Source organism: Prevotella falsenii DSM 22864 = JCM 15124 (assembly GCF_000613945.1).
GTDB lineage: Bacteria > Bacteroidota > Bacteroidia > Bacteroidales > Bacteroidaceae > Prevotella > Prevotella falsenii.
Genome location: NZ_BAJY01000019.1, coordinates 32,140 through 51,825 on the forward strand (window position 1 = coordinate 32,140; position 19,686 = coordinate 51,825).

At 41.8% G+C, this 19,686-nt stretch carries 14 protein-coding genes and 2 pseudogenes; 8 read left to right on the top strand and 8 right to left on the bottom strand.

Features of this window, described 5'->3' with window-relative positions:
• Positions 1 to 13 precede the first annotated feature (13 nt).
• From JCM15124_RS08165 to JCM15124_RS08185, 5 genes are all read right to left on the bottom strand, one after another.
• Complete coding sequence (locus JCM15124_RS08165; protein WP_024999034.1) at positions 14 to 1,393, bottom strand: TolC family protein; 1,380 nt, start codon at positions 1,391 to 1,393, stop codon at positions 14 to 16.
• 25 nt (positions 1,394 to 1,418) lie between these two features.
• Positions 1,419 to 4,679, bottom strand: coding sequence for an efflux RND transporter permease subunit (locus JCM15124_RS08170; protein WP_024999035.1), 3,261 nt, complete (start codon positions 4,677 to 4,679; stop codon positions 1,419 to 1,421).
• A 19-nt stretch (positions 4,680 to 4,698) separates the two neighbouring features.
• A complete protein-coding gene (locus JCM15124_RS08175) occupies positions 4,699 to 6,036 on the bottom strand; it encodes an efflux RND transporter periplasmic adaptor subunit (RefSeq protein ID WP_024999036.1) in 1,338 nt (445 codons plus the stop codon).
• Between the two features lie 282 nt (positions 6,037 to 6,318).
• On the bottom strand, positions 6,319 to 7,743 hold the full coding sequence (locus JCM15124_RS08180; protein ID WP_024999037.1) for a CCA tRNA nucleotidyltransferase: 1,425 nt from the start codon (positions 7,741 to 7,743) through the stop codon (positions 6,319 to 6,321).
• Between the two features lie 693 nt (positions 7,744 to 8,436).
• A complete protein-coding gene (locus JCM15124_RS08185) occupies positions 8,437 to 10,686 on the bottom strand; it encodes a TonB-dependent receptor family protein (RefSeq protein ID WP_232220139.1) in 2,250 nt (749 codons plus the stop codon).
• 452 nt (positions 10,687 to 11,138) lie between these two features.
• Between JCM15124_RS08185 and JCM15124_RS08190 the strand changes: the two genes are divergently transcribed.
• The 6 genes and pseudogenes from JCM15124_RS08190 (at position 11,139) to folK (ending at position 15,504) form a co-directional block, all read left to right on the top strand.
• On the top strand, positions 11,139 to 12,017 hold the full coding sequence (locus tag JCM15124_RS08190) for a cell division protein FtsX (RefSeq protein WP_024999039.1): 879 nt from the start codon (positions 11,139 to 11,141) through the stop codon (positions 12,015 to 12,017).
• Between the two features lie 66 nt (positions 12,018 to 12,083).
• A pseudogene (locus JCM15124_RS13815) lies at positions 12,084 to 12,325 on the top strand (DUF3098 domain-containing protein).
• The gene (locus JCM15124_RS08200; RefSeq protein ID WP_024999040.1) at positions 12,325 to 13,140 is read left to right on the top strand and encodes an undecaprenyl-diphosphate phosphatase; all 816 of its coding nucleotides are present in this window, start codon (positions 12,325 to 12,327) and stop codon (positions 13,138 to 13,140) included. The pseudogene JCM15124_RS13815 and the gene JCM15124_RS08200 overlap by 1 nt, the downstream one beginning before the upstream one ends.
• Positions 13,141 to 13,166: 26 nt before the next feature.
• Positions 13,167 to 13,874 (top strand): tRNA pseudouridine(55) synthase TruB, encoded by a 708-nt coding sequence (gene truB, locus JCM15124_RS08205; RefSeq protein ID WP_024999041.1) that lies wholly within the window; start codon positions 13,167 to 13,169, stop codon positions 13,872 to 13,874.
• Positions 13,871 to 15,057 (top strand): annotated as a pseudogene (gene queA / locus JCM15124_RS13820) (tRNA preQ1(34) S-adenosylmethionine ribosyltransferase-isomerase QueA). Before truB ends, queA begins: the two are co-directional and overlap by 4 nt.
• A gap of 36 nt (positions 15,058 to 15,093) precedes the next feature.
• Positions 15,094 to 15,504 carry a 2-amino-4-hydroxy-6-hydroxymethyldihydropteridine diphosphokinase gene (gene folK / locus JCM15124_RS08215; protein WP_024999042.1) on the top strand — a complete coding sequence of 137 codons (411 nt, stop codon included), beginning with the start codon at positions 15,094 to 15,096 and terminating at the stop codon, positions 15,502 to 15,504.
• A gap of 67 nt (positions 15,505 to 15,571) precedes the next feature.
• On the opposite strand, the gene JCM15124_RS16665 is transcribed toward folK, so the two are convergent.
• Positions 15,572 to 15,790, bottom strand: coding sequence for a hypothetical protein (locus JCM15124_RS16665; RefSeq protein ID WP_084608971.1), 219 nt, complete (start codon positions 15,788 to 15,790; stop codon positions 15,572 to 15,574).
• A 454-nt stretch (positions 15,791 to 16,244) separates the two neighbouring features.
• Between JCM15124_RS16665 and JCM15124_RS08230 the strand changes: the two genes are divergently transcribed.
• Entirely contained in the window at positions 16,245 to 18,200 is a 1,956-nt protein-coding gene (locus tag JCM15124_RS08230; protein WP_024999044.1) for a leucine-rich repeat domain-containing protein, read from the top strand.
• Between the two features lie 22 nt (positions 18,201 to 18,222).
• Positions 18,223 to 18,411: a hypothetical protein gene (locus JCM15124_RS08235; RefSeq protein WP_024999045.1), complete on the top strand. Its 189-nt coding sequence runs from the start codon at positions 18,223 to 18,225 to the stop codon at positions 18,409 to 18,411.
• Between the two features lie 148 nt (positions 18,412 to 18,559).
• Here JCM15124_RS08235 and JCM15124_RS16965 read toward each other — a convergent pair whose 3' ends face one another.
• Positions 18,560 to 18,694 (bottom strand): hypothetical protein, encoded by a 135-nt coding sequence (locus tag JCM15124_RS16965; protein WP_262499275.1) that lies wholly within the window; start codon positions 18,692 to 18,694, stop codon positions 18,560 to 18,562.
• A 79-nt stretch (positions 18,695 to 18,773) separates the two neighbouring features.
• Positions 18,774 to 19,686, bottom strand: a 913-nt coding sequence (locus JCM15124_RS08240) for a WG repeat-containing protein (protein WP_024999046.1), incomplete at its 5' end; no start/stop codon positions are given.

Below are 19,686 nucleotides of genomic sequence, written 5' to 3' on the forward strand. Positions count from 1 at the left end.
GTTTTAAGAAAACTTATTTTGACCCACCACCAAGCGCATAGTAAAGGTTTACGATGGCTTGCAGCTTAGAAAACTGGTCTTGAACTTGAGAAATTTCAGCATTCAGCAAGTTCTGCTGTGCCGTAATAACTTCAAGATAAGAACTTGAACTTTGGCTATACAACATCTGTGTCTGCTCTACGTTCTTTTTCAATACTTCTATTTGTTGGGTATAAAGAGCGTTTTTCTCCTCGGCAGCGTTGTATGCTACCAATGCGTTGCTTACTTCCGATCCGGCAGTTAGAATACTGTTTTGCCATCTGTTGTATGCTATTTTATACTGGTCTTCAGCTACACGCAGTCCTGCTTTCAGCTTTCCTTGCATGAAAATAGGCTGTGTGAGGCTGCCCACAGCATTGAAAAGCAGCTTTGCAGGGTTTACCAATCCGTTGCCGTTGCTCCAACCGCCCGAAGCTGTAATGCTTAAAGAAGGATAGAAACGGCTGCGCGCTTCCTGAACGTTATAGAAGCATTGAGCCAACGCCATTTCGTTTGCATGCACGTCGGCACGGTTGCTTAGAATTTCGACACCTATGCCGCCGGAAAAGTTTGAAGGCAGGTTTTGGTTGTCTAACATGCCTCGGGCAATGCTATGTACCGGCTCGCCCATAAGCAAACTCAACGAGTTTTCAGTCTCACGGATTTGTCTTTTTATGTCGGTAGCACGGGTTTGGACACTGTAATAAGCTGATTGTGCACTCTGCACGCTTGTTGCACGCGCTCTGCCATAGTCCATTTGAAGTTGCATCATATCCCACGTGCTCTTTGTCAAAGCAGCCATATCGGTTACAATTTGGTTCTGACGGTCAAGCATCAACAAAGTGTAATACATGTTTGCAACGTTGCAAATAAGTCTTGTTTGCACTGCCACCTTATAGTCTTGCAGTTGAATCATTGACATCTGAGCCGCTTTCTTCGCATTGCGGAGTTTGCCGAAGAGGTCTATTTCCCAGCTGGAAGCTATCGGCAGTACATACGACTTGGTGGCTTCGACGTGCGAACCGAAGTGTGTAATCGTTCCTTGCGGTGCAAAAGCCAACGATGGGAGGAATGCCAACTTGGCAGCACGGAGCTGCTGTTCGGCTATGTCGATGTTGAGCGCAGCATTGAGAAGGTCGGGGTTGTTAGTCAATGTCTTCTCAATAATGGCTTGCAAGTCAGGGTCGGTGAACACGTTGCGCCATGGAAGTTGTCCGAAGTCGTTTGCTCCTTCCAATGTTGCTTCAGCATTTAGCGGGTCGCGCACAAGGCCGTCGGCTTTCACTTCAGGACGTTTGTATGTTCCATATAGGCTCTTGCAACCCGTCAGAGACAGTGTTGCAAGTCCTAAAATGATGATATTTCTTATTTTCATAACTTTCTTACTTCGTTAGTAATCTTTACTCTTCTATCTTGTAGCTCTCTGCAGGACCACCAAGAAATTGTTTCAATTCCTTTGCCACTTGTCTGTTTTCTTCGTCTTCGAACGACATCGGCTTAACTTTTTCTTGTAAGTATTCAAAGATAACGAAAAGCGAAGGAACAATGAACACCTGACAGAGTGTACCTATAAGCATACCACCTACGGCGGCAGCACCCAATGTTTGGTTACCATTTCTGCCCACACCACTTGCAAACATCAATGGCAGCAAGCCAATAACCATTGCAAGAGAGGTCATGAGGATAGGGCGCAAACGAGCACCGGCACCAAGAATGGCGGCATACTTGATGGCCATACCTGTACGGCGGCGTTCCAATGCAAACTCTACAATCAAGATAGCGTTCTTAGCCAACAGACCAATCAACATGATAAGCGAAATCTGCATATAGATGTCGTTGTTGTGCCCGAATAGCATTGTGAAGAGGAAAGCACCTGCCAAACCGAATGGGATAGACAGAATAACCGCCAACGGAAGGATATAACTTTCGTATTGCGCACTGAGAATAAGGTACACAAAGACAAGACATAGAGCGAAGATAATGGCTGTTGAGTTGGAAGCTTCTTGCTCTGAACGTGTCAAACCTGAGAATTCGTAAGTATATCCTGCGGGAAGTTTCTCTGCAGCAACCTCTTCTACGGCTTTAATAGCATCGCCGGATGAATAGCCATCAGCAGCTTGCGCATTCACGGTAATGGCTGTAAACAGGTTGAAACGGGCAATGTTTGAAGGACCGTACACACGTTTCAGTGTGCAGAACTCGCCCACCGGTGCCATGCCTCCCTTGGTTCTGACATATATATTGTTCAGTCCGCTTTCGTTGATACGGCTTTCCACTGTTCCTTGAATCATTACACGGTATAGTTTGCCGTAAGCATTGAAGTTCGACGCATACATACCGCCATAGTAGCCTTGCAATACAGAGAGGATAGCGGCAGGCGAAGTTCCGGCTTGTTTAGCCTTTGCCACGTCCACATCTACCATATATTGAGGGTAGTTGGGGTTGTACGAAGTCATTGCATTGCTGATTTCAGGGCGTTCGTTCAGTGCTTTCAAGTAGTCTTGAGTAATGCTGAAGAACTTATTTAGGTCGCCACCGGTGCGGTCTTCCATTGAGATGGTAAGACCGTTCGACATGGCAAAGCCGGGAACCATAGGCGGTCCGAATGCCAATACGCGTGCTCCCTTGATGCTTGCCGTTTGCTTGTAAATCATACCCAATATCATGTTAGACGATGTTGGGTCGATGAATAAACCTGCAATACCGGCACCGTTGAATACAGATTTAATGCGGTCGAACAAACCATACTTTCTTTCTTCAAATGGTTTTAGCTTGACAATGAAAGTCGCTTGGTCTGAACCTTGACCTGCAATAAAGTTGTAACCGATAAGCTGGACACGACGTTCAACGTATGGATTGGTCTCCAACATCTTGTCTATTTGTTTGGTTACCTTCTGTGTTTCTGCTTGCGACATACCCGGTTCCAAAGAAACGGTAGCGAAAAGTACGCCCGTATCTTCGTCAGGGATAAGTCCTGTCTTTGTGGTTGCCATCGTAATAACCAATGCCAAGATACCCAAAACAACGGCAGTGCCCGTTACAATGCGATTGTTGATAATCTTTTCGACCGATTTTTTATACTTCGCATTAATCTTTTCGTATTGTGTATTGAATGCAAGATGGAAGCGGTCGATACGGCTCAACTTCTTGTTTTCTTCCTCATTGTGAGGTTTCAAGAAGATAGCACACAAAGCCGGAGAAAGTGTTAAAGCGTTCAATGCCGATATAATAATAGATACAGCCATCGTAACACCGAACTCACGATAGAACGTACCCGATGTTCCGCTCATGAAAGATACAGGAACGAACACAGCTGCCATTACCAATGTAATGGAAATAATGGCTCCAGAAATTTCGTTCATCGCATCGATAGCTGCTGTTAGCGAACTCTTATAGCCCAAATCGAGCTTTGCATGGACGGCTTCGACTACCACAATGGCATCGTCTACCACAATGGCAATCGCCAGCAAGAGGGCAGAAAGGGTAAGCAGGTTGATAGAGAAACCAAACATCCATAGGAAGAAGAAAGTACCTACCAATGCCACCGGTACGGCAATCATCGGTATCAATGTAGAACGGAAGTCTTGCAAGAAGATATAAACTACAAAGAACACCAAAACCAAAGTCAGGAAGAGCGTGAAGATAACTTCTTCGATAGATGCAAACAAGAACTCTGTTACATCTTGTTGTATGCTTACTTTCATGCCCGGAGGCATATTTTTCTGCACATCGTCAAGAGCTGCTTTCACATCTTTGGCTATCTGTGTAGCGTTAGAACCGGCAATTTGCTGAACCATTCCAACTACTGACGGTTGCTTGTTGTTCAGCATTGATACTGAATACATCAATCCACCGAGCTGAATATCGGCTACATCGCGAAGATGAAGAGTTTGTCCGTTGTTATCGGTTGAGATGATAATATCGCCATATTCCTTTTCAGTCTTGAGACGTCCCTTATAGCGCATGGTGTACTCATACTTCATATTGCTCTGTTCACCGAATGCACCCGGAGCCGCTTCAATGTTCTGTTCAGCCAATGCACCTGAAATATCGCTTGGTACGAGGCCATATTGCTTCATCTTTTCAGGTTTCAACCATATACGCATAGAGTAGGTTTTCATACCCGGAGTCTGCACATCGCCGACACCATTGATACGTTTCAGCAAAGGTATAACATTGATAGCGTTGTAGTTTGTGAGGAATTCGTCGTCGTAACGGCCATCGTCGGTTGTCAATGAATACATTACAACGTTAGAAGACTGACGTTTCGACACGGTTACACCTGCACGTGTAACTTCCGCCGGCAACAAGGCTTGTGCCTGCGACACACGGTTTTGCACGTTCACCGATGCCATATTAGGGTCGGAACCTTGCTTGAAATATACTGTAATCATTGCACTACCTGCGTTGGTAGCTGTTGATTGTATATAAGTCATATTCTCAACGCCGTTTATACTCTCCTCCAACGGAGTAACAACGGAGTTCAATACGGTTTGTGCGTCAGCTCCTTGATAGTTTGCCATTACCGAAATGGTTGGTGGCGCAATATCCGGATACTGTTCAATTGGCAGCGAAATCAATCCAATCGTACCCAATAGCACGAAGAAAACCGACACTACCGTTGAAAGTACTGGACGCTTTATAAAATTAGTAAATGTCATAATTCTTTTGTTTTACGGTCTATTTCTTATCGTCGTCTCCCTTCATTGCTTTTAAGAAACCACCTGCCGAACTTTGATTTTCGCCAAGTTGGGCAGCTTTCTTCAATGCTTCGTCATATTGAGCAGGGGTTAAAGGCTTTATTTCCATACCGTCTTGCAAGGTTGTTAAGCCCTTGGAAACTATTCTCTCGCCAATCTTCAAACCTGAAGTAACTACGTAGTTCACACCGTCGTTCTGCGGATTAACCTTGATTTCGCTGTAATGTATCTTGCCGTTGGCATCTACCTTGTAAACAAAAATCTTGTCTTGAACCTGAACGGTAGCATCTTGAGGAATCATTAAAGCGTTGTTGTCATTCTTCGCAATCACAACTTTTCCACTGCCGCCGCTCTTCAACAAGTGCTCCGGATTAGGGAAACGAGCGATAACACTTATGGTTCCTGTTGTCGCATCAATCATTCCGCTGGTCTTCACAATCATGCCTTCGTGGTTGTAAATAGAGCCATCAACCAACTGGAGGCTTACTTTGGGGAACTTATTGATAGCATTGCCCAAGCCATTGTTAGTGCGCGAGAGTGCAAGAACGTCGGCTTCGGTCATAGAGAAGTAAACTTCCATTGTCGAAATATTACTGATGGTTGTTACCGGCATTGCCGATGATGGGCTTACCAATGCACCTTCTTTATAAGGAAGGCTACCTACAAAACCGTTGGAAGGGCTCTTTACATAGCAGAAACTTAAGTTCTCTTTTGCCGTTGCCAAGCCTGCCTGTGCTTGTTTCAAAGCTGCTTCGGCTTGTTTTACACTTGAATGTGCTGCCTGAACGCTGCTTCGTGCTTGGTTTACAGATGCCTGTGCTGTTTCGTAAGTATTCTTTGCAGTTTGCAGCTCGTAGTCGCCAATCACCTTATTATTATATAGGTTCTTGCTATTGTTGTAAGTCAGCTGTGCCGTAGCGGCTTGTGCCTGTGCCGAATTTAAAGCAGCTGCAGCTTGCACTACGCTTGCTTGTGCACGACTAATGCCACTTTGCGCTGACGCTACTGTAGCCTCAGCTTGGCGAACTGCCGACTGATACACGGCATTATCAACAACAAACAAAACTTGTCCTGCACGAACAGCCTCGCCTTCGTGAACATAAAGTTTTGTAATAAAACCGCTTACTTTTGGGCGAACTTCCACGTCCTGAATACCTTTGATAGTGGCCGGGTAGGTGGTTTTCATCTGTGCATTCGCTGCACCAATCGTAATTACGGGGTACTCGTTGTTTTTGGGCAACTCACGTTTACCACCCCCACAACTTGAAAGCACTGTTATGGCTAATGCTGCCAACAGTAAAAACTTGCTTTTAATCATACTTCTTTCTGTATTTTATTATCTTTCTTATTTTATTTCTTAGCTTATTGTAAGTTCTTTTAAATACTATTCTTTTGAAAACTTAAACAAAAATACGAGTTTTCTTAGTGCAAAGGTAACGCTTTTGCTTAATTGTAACATCATATAACCATAATATTTAACAATAATTACAATCATTTTGAAATGTCAAGAGCGACTTGTATCTTCCCATTCTATATATCAAGCATATAAAATATTGATATACAGCGTTCTTAAAACATTTTACATTATAAGCAAAACGCCTTACACCAAGCCCATTTCCGCTGCTTTTTCCTTTAATAATGCCATAAGCGGTTCACGCTCGTTGGGCACACGATTGTCTAACACAGCTTCTTTCATAGCTTTCTTTAGTTCGCCTACTTCCCTACCGGGTTTTAGGTTGAACAATGCCATAATTTCGTCGCCATCGATGCACGGTTGCAGCAATCGTTTGTAATCGCGTTCTTTCAGGTCGTCCAACTTTTCACGAACCGTTTTGAAATTGTCTAAGAAGCGTTGCTTGCGTGCAGCATTCTTGCTTGTTATATCGGCTTCGCAAAGCGTCATCAGGTCGTCAATATCGTCGCCGGCATCGTTCATCAGGCGACGAACGGCAGAGTCTGTAACTTCCTCATCGGCTATGATAATAGGGCGCATGTGCAGATCTACCAACTTGCGCACGTATTTCATCTTGGCGTCCATTGGGAATTTCAGACGTTTAAAGATAGACGGTATCATCTTTGCACCTATTATATTATGGCTGTGGAAGGTCCAACCGGCAAGTGCGTCCCAACGCTTGCTCTTCGGTTTACCTATGTCGTGGAACAGTGCTGCCCACCTCAACCAAAGGTTGTCGGTTGCCTTTGATATGTTGTCGAGCACTTCCAATGTATGATAGAAATTGTTTTTGTGCGCTCTGCCGTTGCGTGTTTCCACCACGTCCATCGCTACAAGCTCGGGTAAGATAATCCGGAGCAGCCCGCAACGATACAAGTCTATAAAGCCTTTGCTCGGCGTACGGGTTGCCATTATCTTGTTCAGCTCGTCGGCAATACGCTCTCCGCTTACAATATTTATGCGGTCGGCATTGCGTTCCAATGCTTCAAAGGTTTCGTCTTCGATGAAAAAGTTGAGTTGTGTGGCAAATCTTACACACCGCATCATGCGCAGCGGGTCGTCCGAAAAAGTAATATCGGGGTCTAACGGAGTGCGAATAATGCCGTCCCAAAGGTCGTCTACACCGCCGAAAGGGTCTACCAATTCGCCAAAACGACCTTTGTTTAGGCATACTGCCATTGCATTTATGGTAAAGTCGCGTCGGTTTTGGTCGTCTTCCAGCGTGCCGTCTTCCACGATTGGTTTACGGCTGTCGTGGCTGTAGCTTTCCTTTCGTGCACCGACAAATTCTATTTCCATGCCTCCAAATTTCACTTGTGCTGTACCGAAGTTGTGGAAAACAGATATATGCGCACGTTTTCCTATCCTCTGTTTCAGTTCGTTGGCAACGCTGATACCGCTTCCCACCACCACAACATCGATGTCGTTAGAGGGGCGTTCAAGGAATAAGTCGCGGACATAACCGCCCACAACGTAACATTCCAAGCCGAGTTTGTCGGCTGCATCAGAGATTTTATGAAATATATCCTTGTCTATCAACTCTGCCAATTCGGCATCAGTCAAGTCTCGCATACTGTATTTAACTATTTGATAGTGCAAAGTTACACATTTTTAGCTTAGTATTTGCACAAACCAAAGCATATTTAACGTGAGTTCGGTATAAGAACCATGCCGGTATATTATTTGTTAAGATACTGAAAGAAAGAACCGGTTATGATTTAATATTCTTATAATCAGAAAGAAGCGGGGCATCTTCGTCCTCAATTTCTTACACCGGCCCCACGTTATTCATGAACGTTTTCGTTCAGCCGAATGAGCAATGCCAAATTTATTTAAGCATTGCCATGGCGAGAAAACGCACTTTTCAAGGAACGCGAAAAGAACGAAAATAAGACGATAAATATGTAAACATTTTTCGTAAGCGTAGCTGTCGCGTAACTATTTATTTATCAACGCATTACAAAACCTATTGTTTTGCGTTCCAAAACCGTAGGTTTTGCACGGTAAAAGCGTAGGTTTTACATTGCAAAACCTACGGTTTCGCAACGCCAAAGCGATTATATCACTTTTTAACAGAATTATCTTTACAAAACCAAACCGAAAATCTCTCACTACTTCATTACCGAACTTGCTTAGAAAACATCTGCGAGATTACTTGTTAAACCTGCTTTCTTATGCCGAACTCACGTTATTTAATTCCGAAAAAACAATTCTTTCTTCATTGCGTATAACTGCCAATACAGTAGTTTTCTTCCCTCTTTTTTCCTAAAAACGGTTGATTTCGCTGTTGCCTGCACCCTTTCCTTTATACTTGCTGCGTGCCGTATTGAAACTGTAACGAACGGTTAGGGTGAAACTTTGCGTATCGCCTTTCAGCCATTTGGTAGCTTCTACATTCGGTGCTTTTATCGTCCAACGTTCTCGCGAGGTATGGAAAATGTCCTCCATACTTAATGCTACCAGCAAGCCGAAGGGGAAATTCTTGATGAATGATGCTGATGCAGTGAAGTTCTGTTTATAGTAAAGCAATCCATCGTTGCCTGCTGTGTATCCCGAAAAGTTCAATGTAACGGTGTAAGACTTCGGAAATGAAAATAAACTCTTGAAGGAAAACTTCGCTATTGGCTTTGTATACTTCATGCCGTTGTAGTCAAGCTGTTGGAAATAAGCCTGCAATGTTACCGACGGTTTCCATATTCCGAGGGTTGGAGCATAAGATGCCATAAGATTGAAACTTTGGTAATCAATGTTTATAAACGAATTTAATCGAACCGGTTTGTCTTCTAATACTTGTTCGTAAAACGATATTGCGTTTTTGTAAATAATGTAGTTTGAACTCAAAACAAAGTCTTTATAGCGCAGAAGCAAGCCTAAATCGTAGATATTTGCAGGTTGCAAAGACGGATTTCCACCCTCGTAGGCATAGCGATTATTATAAGCTCGGCCGGCTTTTAATTGCATATACGATGGACGTGCGATGGTGGAACGCAACGATAATGTAGTTCCGAACTTGTCCTTAGAATAGTTTAAAGAAAGTGTTGGCAATAAGTTGCTGTACTTTTTCGATTGTGCGTCTTGCTTGATGCCATTCAAACTATAATCGAAAGCTACCCACTCGTACCGTAATCCAATATTGGTGCTCCAATGTTTCCACGCTTTACCGTACTCGCCGAATAGTGCTAACGAGTTTTGTTTTGCCTGATTGCCATTCGATGTTAAAGAAGAAGCGTGGTCAGGGTCGGCTAATTCAAAGGCTTGCGTGTTGTCGGTGTAAGAGTATTCCTCGCCAAATGTAAACTTACCAATAGGCATTGACTTTGTCAGCATTACGTTTTCGGCAAACATATCTGTCTTTCGGTTGTTCTTGCTGCCTACTGTTATTGTTTTATCGTGCTCTGTTTCAATGGTATTCAAATCGCTTGTAAAGTCGATACGAGCATAGGTGGTGTTCATTTCCAACTGCCATTTGTTCTTGAAAGTCTTTAAAAGGTAGGCTGCTGCATTATGCCGTCCGCCGTAATTGTCTTGGAAATAATGATTATTAAATGTATGGTTGCCTTCTAAATCGGTTGATGTTAGTATGGAATAGATGTTGAAAGGCGTTTTTATGGTACGAGAATATATATACTTCAGTCCTGCGTACAAACTGTTATCAAGCGAAACATAGTTTGCCCCTGCTTGAGAAAGAAGAAACTTACTATTATTGTTTTGTGTATTTGCGTTATGCGATGTAATGGTTGTTCCTGCGTAATTGAATTTCACATCGTTGGTTTGTTCCTCGTCCGATTTGCTTTCTTTGTAATAGACAGAGCCGAAAACATCAAGTCCGCTCTTACGATAGTTGAGTTTAAGAAAGTCGTCTTGGGAGAAGCCATGGTTCAGTTTTCCGTTCCATTGCATCATACCCGACCAGCCGTTGCCTTGTGTACGAATAGTTGTGATGCGTATTACTGCTCCTACATTTGAGGGGTAACGGCTGCCGGGGTTCATTATTACGTGCACATCCTTTATTTGATTGCCTTTCAAACCTGTAAGTTCTGTGTTGTCTGTTACTTTTCTTCCGTCAAGATAAACAAGCGGTTTGCCTTTCCCCAATACATTGATTGCATTGTCTGAAGCACTAAGGAAAGGCAGTTGGTTGAGTACATCGGAGAGCGAAGGCAGTTTCCCTAATGCGCTGCCTTGTATGTTAGACGTAAGTCCTTCTGCATTCATTGTATAAAGACGTCTGTTGCCTTTCACCACAACTTCAGCCATTTCGTTGCTGCTTGGAGTTAAGATAATGGTGCCTGCATCGGCAGAATGGCAGTCTGTGTATTTTGTTTCGTAGCCCATACACGAAACTCTTAAGATTCCATCAATGGTTTTTGTTTCAATGGTAAATAGCCCGTCAGCCTTGCTTACTGCTCCGCTAATAAACGAAGAGTCGGCTTTTGCAAGCAAACAAACGTTTGCAAACTCAAGGGGAGCACCTTGTGAATCGATAACTTTTCCTTTAATACTTTGCGCCATCATATTTAATGATGTAAAGAAAAACAATAGTAGTAGAGCTGTTTGGTTACTTTTTCCCATATTATAAGTTACATTAGTTGTATCGAAGTTGAGGAACAATCTGTGCAAATGCTTCTTCGTTCATTTATGTTTTATCAACTTACACCTATATAACACATTATCGTGGCTTCTTCAAACCGAAATTAAGCTTTCTTAACGCAAAAACACCAATATACCGTTTTTTATTTTTATACTTTTATAATGCAGTATAAAACGAACTTATTGCAAAAATAATTATATTTCATCATGTTTCATCTTGTCCGGTCGGTAAAGTTGTATCTTTTTGCTTGGAAAACGAAAAGGCAATATCGGAATTTTTGTTACGTGTGTAAATAAAATATAAATTCTTTTGCCATTACCTTATTTTACAGTATCTTTGCATCAACTTTGGTGTATTATCCCCAAATTTATAACAGATGGCGAAAAGACATAAAAAGACTGAAAAGCCTCGCAGCTTACAAGTAATAACACTCTGCATAAGCACGGCAATGGTGCTTATCCTTATCGGAATGGTGGTTTTAACGGTGTTTACAAGCCGAAACCTCAGTCAATTCGTGAAAGAGAATTTGACGGTAACGATGATTCTTCAGCCCGATATGAGCAACGAAGAGTGTGCAACACTGTGTGCGCAAGTAGACCAATTGCCCTATATCAGTAATCTGAACTTCGTTTCCAAGGAAGAAGCCTTGAAGGAAGGCACACGCGAATTGGGAGCTAATCCTGCCGAATTTGCAGGCGAAAACCCGTTTACGGCAGAGATAGAAGTGAGGTTAAAGGCAAATTATGCCAACAACGACTCTATAAAAGCCATTGCCGGACAGTTGAAAAAGTTCAAGGGTGTCAGCGATATAACCTACCGACAAGACTTGGTGGAAAGCGTAAACCGAACGTTAGGCAAGATAAGCATTGTGCTGCTTGTTATTGCAGCCTTGCTTACGGTGGTGTCGTTCTCGCTCATTAACAATACGATACGTTTAAGTGTATATGCTCGTCGTTTCACCATTCACACGATGAAGCTCGTTGGTGCATCGTGGAACTTCATACGAATGCCATTCCTGCGCACCGCCATTTTGCAAGGTTTTATATCGGCTTTGATTGCCATTGCCGTGCTTGGATTTGGCATGTACCTATTATATACTTACGATTCGGAGATAACTGTAGTGCTGGATTGGAATGTAATGGTGATTACCGCCATTATTATGATGGCGTTTGGCATTCTCATTACTTTCTTCTGCTCGTGGCTTTCGGTTAATAAGTTCTTGCGAATGAAAGCGAGTTCGCTGTATAAAATTTAAAACAAAGATATATTTAAGAAGTGTTGCCGGCAAGCAAGTCGGTAGCATTTCATAATTTATAATGAAATGAATAAACAGAATTTGGCATTTAGCAAAATCAATTTCATCTTGTTGGCTATCAGTGTTGCATCGTAGTGTTGGGCTTTATATTGATGGGTGGCAGTGGTTCTACAGAAACACAGTATAATCCGGAAATCTTCAGTGCTATGCGAATAAAGGTAGCCCCGGTGGTTACATTCATTGGTTTCATCTCTATTATTGGTGCAATCATGTATCAACCGAAACGTAAAGACGACACCGAAGCGTAATGGACCTACTTCAAACGATTATTATTGCAATTGTTGAAGGCTTGACAGAGTTCCTTCCGGTTTCTTCAACAGGCCACATGATAATAACCCAACATCTGTTAGGCGTAGAGCAGGGCAATCCGTTTGTTCATGCCTTTACGTTCATCATACAGTTCGGAGCTATTCTTTCCGTTGTCTGCCTGTATTGGAAGAAGTTCTTTTCCTTCAAGCCTGAAATGTGGAAACTGTACGGACTGCTTATTATAGGTGTGTTGCCGGCGGTTGTTGTAGGCTTGGCAGCCAAGAAAAGCGGTTTGCTCGATTGGTTGCTGGACTCTATTTGGGTGGTAGCCATAATGCTTGTGCTGGGTGGTATCTTTATGCTTTTCTGCGATAACATATTTAATAAGGGCAGAGAAGAGAACGAGGTAACGCCCAAGCGTGCATTTCTCATAGGCTTGTTTCAGTGTCTTTCGGTCATTCCCGGTATGAGTCGTTCTATGGCAACCATTGTGGGCGGTATGGCAAACAAGCTGACGCGCAAGAAAGCAGCAGAGTTTTCGTTCTTCCTTGCCGTACCGACGATGGCGGGCGCAACCGTTCTCGATGTGTACGATATGATGAAAGGAGATGTAAACTGGGCTACAAGCGACAACCTTTTCTTATTAGGCGTAGGCTGTGTAATCTCTTTTGTGGTTGCCATACTTGCCATGAAATGGTTTGTCAGCTTCCTTACGAAATATGGTTTCAAAGCCTTTGGTTGGTATCGTATCATCGTTGGTGTTATCCTTTTGGCGATGTTGCTTTCCGGAATGTCGCTGAATATGGTCGATTAGCGTTTAAACCTTTCAGTTAAAACTGCATGAATTTCAAGGAAGGTGTTATTATTCCCATCGACAAACCGTATGGCATAACAAGCTTTAAGGCATTGGCGCATGTGCGTTATCTTTGCTCGAAGGCGCAAGGAGGACGTGTAAAGATAGGTCATGCCGGTACGCTCGACCCATTGGCAACGGGAGTTCTCGTTCTTGCAACAGGCAAAAAGACCAAGCAGATAGAGACTTTGCAGACGCACAAAAAGGAATATGTAGCCACAATGCAGTTGGGAGCGACCACGCCAAGTTACGATATGGAGCACGAGGAAAACGAAACTTTCCCCACAAACCATATCACGAGAGAGCTGATAGAAGCGGCAGTGCGGCAGTTTATCGGCGATATAGAGCAGGTGCCGCCTACTTACAGTGCTGTAAAGGTGAACGGACAACGTGCGTTCGACTATCGCAGAAACGGCGAAGACGTCGTTCTGAAACCTAAGAAAATAAGAATTGACGAAATAGAAATCACTCATTTCGATGCCGAAAAGATGCAACTCACACTGCGAGTTGTTTGCGGCAAAGGCACCTACATACGCGCATTGGCACGCGATTTAGGGCGTGCTGTCGATAGCGGTGCTTATCTTGTTGCGCTCCGACGCACCCAAGTAGGCGATATAAGAGTAGAACAATGTATAAATTACGACCATTTTCAAGAATGGTTGAACGAACAGAATATAGAAATTACAGATAAATGAAGCTTTCACAATTTAAATTCAACTTGCCCAACGAGCAGGTAGCTTTGTATCCACATTCGTCAGAACGTGTGCTAAACCGTGCCGACGGAACAAGTCAAGTATTCAAAGTAACTCGCAGAGACGAAGCCCGTTTGATGGTTGTACATAAGAAATCGGGAACGATTGATATGTATAACAACAAGAAAATAAAGGGTGAACCTACGGAAGAAGACTATATCCGCTTTAAAGATGTAGTGAATTATTTTGATGAAGGCGACACCTTTATATTCAACGACACAAAGGTTTTCCCCGCTCGTCTTTATGGTACGAAAGAAAAGACCGATGCTAAAATCGAGGTGTTCTTGTTGCGAGAGCTGAACCAAGAAATGCGTTTGTGGGACGTTTGGTAGAGCCGGCTCGCAAAATACGTATCGGCAACAAACTCTTCTTCGACGAATCGGGGTCTATGGTTGCCGAAGTGATTGACAATACAACATCGCGTGGACGTACACTTCGTTTTCTTTACGATTGTCCGCACGAAGAATTCAAGCGCGAACTCTATGCTTTGGGCGAAGCACCGCTGCCTCGCTACATCATAGACAACCGTCCGAAAGCTGCCGGCGAGGACTTTGCACATGCCGATGCCGACGATTTGGAGAACTTCCAAACAGTGTTTGCAAAGCACGAAGGGGCTGTTACTGCGCCCGGAACAAACCTCCACTTCTCGGAACATCTGATGAAGATAATGGAAATTAAAGGCATTCAGTCGGCTTATATCACCTTGCATTGCGGCTTGGGCACTTTCCACGACATTGAAGTAGAGGACCTTACGAAGCACAAAATGGACTCTGAAGAGATGCATATCTCCGCCGAAGCATGTAAGATAGTGAACAATACCAAACTCGCCGGACATCGTGTGTGTGCCGTTGGAGCAAGTGTTGTAAAGGCAACGGAAACTGCTGTGGGCACAGACGGAATGTTAAAGGAGTACGATGGTTGGACAAACAAGTTCATTTTCCCACCTTACGACTTCGGTTTGGCAGACTCTATGCTCGTTAATTTCTATCACCCGTATTCCACTTTGTTGATGGAAACAGCGGCATTTGGCGGCTACGACCTTATTATGGAGGCTTACGACAAGGCTGTTAAGGCAGGTTATAAGTTCGGTTGTTTCGGCGACGCACTGCTCATCTTGAACGATTAATTCCGCATTTATCGGATTTTGAACAGACAAACATAGATGCAGCACACTGTTTATCTTGGGTTAGGCTCTAACCTTGGCAACCGTAAGGCAATCTTAAACGAAGCTATCTCCCTTATTCAGAACAGGGTAGGGGAGGTGGTTCGACAATCGTCGTTCCTCGAAACCGAACCTTGGGGGTTTGAAAGTCCCAACAATTTCCTCAATGCCTGCCTATGTGTAAGTACCCGGCATGCCCCACACCGTCTGTTAGAAACCACGCAAGCCATTGAAAAAGAAATGGGGCGTGCCCATAAAACCGTTAATCGGCAGTATCAAGACCGTATCATAGACATTGATATTCTGATGATTGACGACCTTAAAATCAATGAACCGGATCTCAAAGTGCCACACCCTTTAATGGAAGAACGCGACTTCGTAATGGTGCCTTTAAAAGAAATTATGCCGTAAACAATTATTTCTTTTCACATTAATATAATGTGAGTTCGGCATAAGAGAGCAGGTTAAGCAAGCTATCTCACAGATGTTTTCTAAGCAAGTTCTCTAATGAAACAGTGAGCGTTCTTTTGTTTAACTTTGTAAAGATAATTCTCTTAAAAAGTGATAACTGCGCTTTGGCATTGCGAAACCGTAGGTTTTGCAATGTAAAACCTACGCTTTTACCGTGCAAAACAGCCGCTTTTACAAGCCAAAACAATAGGTTTTGTAATATGTTGATAACAAGCAAATTAGTCAATAGATATGCTTTTAAAGAATGTTTACATTTTTGTTGTCTGTTTTCTCTCTATAAAACGAGGAATAGAGAGGCAAAAATGTGAGACTATAAAGGGTATTTATCGTTCCTTTAACAACTTTGCAACAAATTTTATAGCTTACAAACTATTGCTCAAGAAACCGTTTATGAACATTGAAACCATTGTCGAAAGCAGGCTCATTGCACAGGGAATATATCGGATTCATGCTATGTAGAGTTTGAAAAATCGAACTCTTTATCTTGTTTTTATAAAATATAGCCCCCATTTAAAGCATATTTGTGTGTTAAATAAGCGAATATTAAAGTTAATAAATGCTAATGGGGGGGGTAAAAATAAATAGTATTACCTTTGCAAAAAAATTAAAGGCGATGGCTCGTTTTGATATTTTACTTACTAAACTATATTTTGAATAAGATATACAAAAACAATTTATATATGAAGAAAATTTTATTTTTATGTATTAGCTTGCTAATACTTGGTAATGCTAAGGCAGAGCTTAAGCATTCTACAGCTGCCGATGGCACTGTTACACTTACATTACAGCGAACAGGAGATTTAAAAGATGGCTACAATGGATTACCGGAAACAGTTAAAAATGCTACCAAAATGGTGGTTGTTACGCAGAATGGAGCACAGATAAGTTCTGAAGATGCGTATTTCTTGTTTGGTAGTTGGAATTACCAAAATCAATTTCCTAACATTCTAAAACTTGATTTGGAAAATGCTAAATTAATGAATGATGCTGATTTGCAATGGTTGGGAATGATGTCAAAGTTAGAATATCTTACTTTTCCAAAGACTACAAAAGAAGTACCTACTCAATGTTTGGTTAGTAAACGAAATAATTGTATCAAAGAAGTTATTTTCCCTGATAACTTAGAAAATCCTGATGAAGTTGTGAATATAGGGGTTCAAGCATTTCAACAATCAAAGACATTAGAAAAGATAATCTTTAAAAAAGGTGTTGGCACAATAGGTCTTCAATGCTTTGCACAATGTACAGCTTTAAAATATGTAGAGTTTTATAATGGAACAAAAACCATAGATGCACAGGCATTTAAAGATTGTGCTAAGTTGGAAGATATAGTATTACCCGAAGGATTGGAAGAAATTAGAAAAGGTGCTTTTCATGGTTCGGCAATAAAGACTATCCGTTTGCCCAATTCACTTAGATATATTCGCGAACAAGCATTTGGGTTATGTTATGAATTAAAAACAATAACAATTCCTGCTAATGTTGAACTTATAGAGAGAACAGCTTTCCAACAGAATTACAATCTTTCAGATGTATATGTTCTTGGTACAGAAACAAAATGTGCCGAGCAAGGATTTGAGCCTGTTAATACTCAGTCGTACACGTACAATGGTGTAGGAGCAGGAGAAAAAGTAACAAGAAAAGATTACCACCCTCACGATGAAACGAAAATGAAAACACGTACTGTATTTCATTATCCAAAAGATGCTTATGAGAAATATGTGAATGAAGATGCAAGAACATTAGGAACTTCTTCTAATACTCGAGCATACACGACAGGCGAATATGGACACAAATGGGCAAAGACGGAAGACGGACGATACAACAATGGTAATAATTCAAATACCTATCCTGACTATAAAGGTTGGCAAGACTTCATGCTTATTGGTGGCGAAGTAAAAGACAATACTTGGGAAGATACGAAAGGCGATAAGTGGTACACGATGTGTTTTCCATTCGATATGACACGCGAGCAATTGGAAAGTGCATACGGTGCTACTGTCGAAGTTGTTGAATTCTCTGGTGTTAAAGTAACCAAAGACGAAAAGAACAATAAGACCATCAAGTTGGAATTTAAGAAAGTAGTAGAAGGAAATACAGAAGCGCATCATCCTTATATGATTCACCCGGGATTTCATACGGGCGATAGAAAAGGCGTGCTGTGCACTATTACAGGTGTCGATATAAAGAAAGCAAAAGAAAATGAAAAGGAAAACTTGCTGAAGAAAGTTTCTATCGAAGCCGACGGCGTTACTTATACGTTTGTAGGTAACTACGACGATAATAAGCAATTGGCAGAACACTCTTATTATTATTACTCCGGCGACGATGAAAGCAATTATAAAAACAATTTCTATAAAACGAAAACAACTGCCGGAACTAAATGGTCTAAATATGCTGCCTGCATTCTTCTTAACAAAGACGATGGGGTAAGGGCTAAAGTTGCTATAGAATATGCTGACGACAAAGCAGATTCTCCTACGGAAATAGGTGCAATATCAGTAGCTGCAGGTGTGCATAAAGTCAATAAGGTATATAATATTAACGGTCAGTTGATAAATGCCAACGCTCAAAATATGGATAAACTTCCTAAGGGTATCTATATTATCGATGGTAAGAAATTTGTAAAACAATAAATAATTAAGCTTTTTATTTAACATGAAGAAAAGTTATATTGCTCCGCAGATAAGTATTATAAATGTGGAAAATGAATACATTCTTGCCGGTAGCGGTACAAAAGCCGGTGCAAGTATCGGTGGAGAAGGAAGTCCAAATGAACAAAATCAAGATGAAATTCATGAGGGCGGTCCCGGTATAGCAGGTGCTAAATGGACTGAATTTGATTAATCGAATTGATAATAATCATAATAGGAAAGCGATGCAGGTTATTACCTTGCATCGCTTTTTCTGTAGATATTTAACCTTATATAATTCAAAAAGGTATGTCGAAAAAACGACATACCCTTTTGAAATTTAATCTGTATAGTCTTGTTGCTTACTTCTTTTCGCAACCACAGTCGCCTTTGTGGTGGTGTTCAGCGAAAGCGTAGCGGGCTACGGCGAGATGGAATGGCGGCACAGATGTCGGCAAACGGACGAAAGCAGTAAGGAAGCATGACGGTAATAACAAATCTAAGCAAATGCGTCCTAATGCTCGATAGGGGTTAATATAATAAGGTTTGCAAAAGCGAACCTTATTTGTTATTTACCTATTGTTCCTTTTTTATTTCCTTCAAGTTGCAGTCTAATTCAGGATTGTTTCTGCTTATGTCCATAATTTGGAAAGAATCGCTGTAAGCAATAATAGGGTGGGGAATCATACCATAGATGATTTCGTTCTTTAAATTGATGATACCATATTGATTATCTTTCTTTACTACAAACTTATTACCGCACGAAGGGTACAGCGGTTCGTCGTATATGCATGGAATAAACACTTTGTCGTTTTTATCAACAATACCATATTTTCCATTCAGACTTACTGTAAAAAGACTGTCTTTGGTCGATTCTGAAATATCTTCGTATTTAAAAGGAAAGACCAACTCGAGCGTTACCTTATTTAAAAAGGCTGCTTTTCCACCTTTTTTAATTAAGGCATACGGACCGCTTGATTCTCTTATATAGTCGAAATGCAGCGATTGAAAAATGCTTTTGTCTTTCAGTGAGTAAAGCATATACCCCTCTTCGTCTTCCAAAGCAATATGGTCGCGTATGTAAATGTTGGCAAACGATTTGTATTTAAGTGGGACTAAAACCTCATTTGAAAGACTTATTATTCCATAGAGCGAGTTTTGTTGCACAACAAGATAGTCGGTTCTGCCGCTCGATATATTGTAGTATGGAGCCATACTTTCGTATTGTGGTTTTATCTGTACATTGCCCTCATTGTCTAACAAGCCGGTTTTTCCGTCCTTATCTTCAAATATAAAATAATTTAATCTCTTCGATTCACCGTTTTGTTTTATCCAATTGGTTATCTTGTCTTTTATTGTAATGCCTTTTATCAGTGTCTGTTTGTGTTTCATCAGATAGTCTTTTTCGTTACCTCTTATAAAGATTTGGTGTTGGTCGGCATACTTTACTTCGTCGTATTCCGGCTTTATCAGACATTCGCCTTTAGCA